Source organism: Candidatus Planktophila sp., from assembly GCF_040402315.1.
Classification (GTDB): Bacteria; Actinomycetota; Actinomycetes; order Nanopelagicales; family Nanopelagicaceae; genus Planktophila.
Genome location: NZ_JBBAMU010000076.1, coordinates 1 through 1,028, shown reverse-complemented (window position 1 = coordinate 1,028; position 1,028 = coordinate 1). Strand labels below are relative to the sequence as shown.

1 protein-coding gene is annotated in these 1,028 nt (G+C 48.4%); it reads right to left on the bottom strand.

The annotated features are described in order from the left end of the window. Positions 1–153: 153 nt before the first annotated feature. Positions 154–1,028: glycine cleavage system aminomethyltransferase GcvT (gcvT, locus tag AC9UEP_RS06090; RefSeq protein ID WP_509545139.1), on the bottom strand; the 875-nt coding region annotated here is incomplete at its 5' end.

Sequence of the window (1,028 nt, the reverse complement as noted above, 5' to 3'; positions counted from 1 at the left end):
GCCGGTTCATCACATTTCACTTTGCAAGTGCAATGGCGTGGGACATCCCTAGAGCCATTTTTACCTGTGTATTAATTGGTTTCACGGGGCCGTCTGTGTTGTCGGCGCTTCGCCGCACCTATACCCGTGCGGCTTTTTCAACTCCAGTTGTTTTTAGCGAACGTGTGAAGTAACAAAAGGAAGTTTTACAACTTCAGATTGTGATTCCCGCCCTCTCACATCAACAACTAGTTGATCCCCCACTGCAATTTCCTTCGATACTAAAGCCAAAGCAATACCGTGCTTGAGGGTTGGCGAGAATGTTCCGCTCGTTACCTCGCCAACTACTTCACCTTGAGCGTTTTTCACACTCATTCCTGCTCGCGGGATTCCGCGATCTAGTGACTTGATTGCCACACTCTTGCGCTCTGCTGAGCCACTCTTTTGTGAGAGTAATACATCAGAACCAATAAAGGATTCCTTCTTCCAGCCAACCGCCCAAGAGGCACTTGCTTCAACGGGAGATATGGCAAGAGAGAGTTCATGTCCGTGCAAGGGGTAGCCCATCTCAGTTCGCAAAGTGTCACGAGCTCCGAGGCCACAAATCAATCCATCAAGGGGCGCAATAGCTTTTACTAGTGCATCCCAAACAGCCACTGCATCTTCAGCGTGCGGCAGTAATTCATATCCCAGTTCGCCTGTGTATCCGGTGCGACACAAAATCACATCTGCGCCAGCAATAGAAACATGTGCAAAAGCCATGTAATCAATATCTGTATTGATTCCTAGTGCGTCTAGAACTTTAGGAGCTAATGGTCCCTGCACCGCTAGCACTGCATAGTCATTGTGCAGATTGGTCACGCTAATTTCAGAGGGTGCTTGCTTGTGCAAAACAGCAACCACATCTGTCGTGTTGGAGGCATTTGGAACGAGGAAGAAATCTGTATCGCTATTTCGATAGGCAATCAGATCATCGACGACGCCACCTTGTGGCGTGCACAGCAAGGTGTATTGAGCAGAGCCATCTGCAATCTTTGTCAGATCATTTG